This is a genomic window from Flavobacterium sp. NKUCC04_CG (genome assembly GCF_019345525.1).
In the GTDB taxonomy this organism is placed as follows: domain Bacteria; phylum Bacteroidota; class Bacteroidia; order Flavobacteriales; family Flavobacteriaceae; genus Flavobacterium.
On the sequence record NZ_JAHKRA010000046.1, the window covers coordinates 1 to 707 of the forward strand.

General features: G+C 32.5%; 1 protein-coding gene. It reads left to right on the plus strand.

Annotation, left to right across the window (positions count from 1 at the left end):
* The first annotated feature begins 60 nt into the window (after window positions 1-60).
* Window positions 61-624 carry a transposase gene (locus KO524_RS15160; RefSeq protein WP_219295073.1) on the plus strand — a complete coding sequence of 188 codons (564 nt, stop codon included), beginning with the start codon at window positions 61-63 and terminating at the stop codon, window positions 622-624.
* Window positions 625-707 lie beyond the last annotated feature (83 nt).

A 707-nucleotide genomic window follows, 5' to 3' on the forward strand; every position in this document is an offset into this window, starting at 1 on the left:
GCGTTTTGTGTTTATGAAAGATTTTTCTCTATTTTTATTCAGAGGAATAAAACAATCAAAATGAGTAGAAATTATAAATTTTGTAATCCTGAGGGTTTATACTTTGTAAGTTTTGCTGTAGTGGGTTGGCTTGATGTTTTTACTCGGAATGAGTATAAGAATTTATTTATAGAGAGTTTAGTCTATTGTCAGCGAGAAAAAGGATTAGAATTACATGCATGGTGTATCATGACAAGTCATGTCCATCTGATTTTCAGAAGTGTAAAGGGACAGCGTCCAGAATTGTTAATTGGTGATTTGAAGCGTTTTACTAGTAAGTCAATTGTAAAGGCGATTAAGGAAAATTACAGTGAGAGTAGAAGAGAATTTTTGTTGGATTTTTTTAAAAGTGAAGCTCAACGGTCTTCTAATGTTTCGGGATATCAGTTTTGGAGACACGATAATAAACCTATAGAACTGTGGAGTAATAAAGTTATCAAGCAAAAAATAAGTTATGTTCATAATAATCCAGTTGAAGCGGGTTTGGTGTACAGACCAGAGGATTATATCTATAGCAGTGCTATGGATTATGCAGGTTGTAAGGGGTTAGTTGATAAAGTAGTGGTATATGAATCTTATAGTTAATAGCTATATAAACGCCAGATATCCTGAAATCAAAGTATTTTTGTGTTATGTATTGTAGAATTCTATTTGCCACACGAAAGGAT

What these genes read in the sequence shown, in the direction of transcription:
- KO524_RS15160 (WP_219295073.1), top strand. Translation starts at nt 61, where the DNA reads ATGAGTAGAAATTATAAATTTTGTAATCCTGAGGGTTTATACTTTGTA.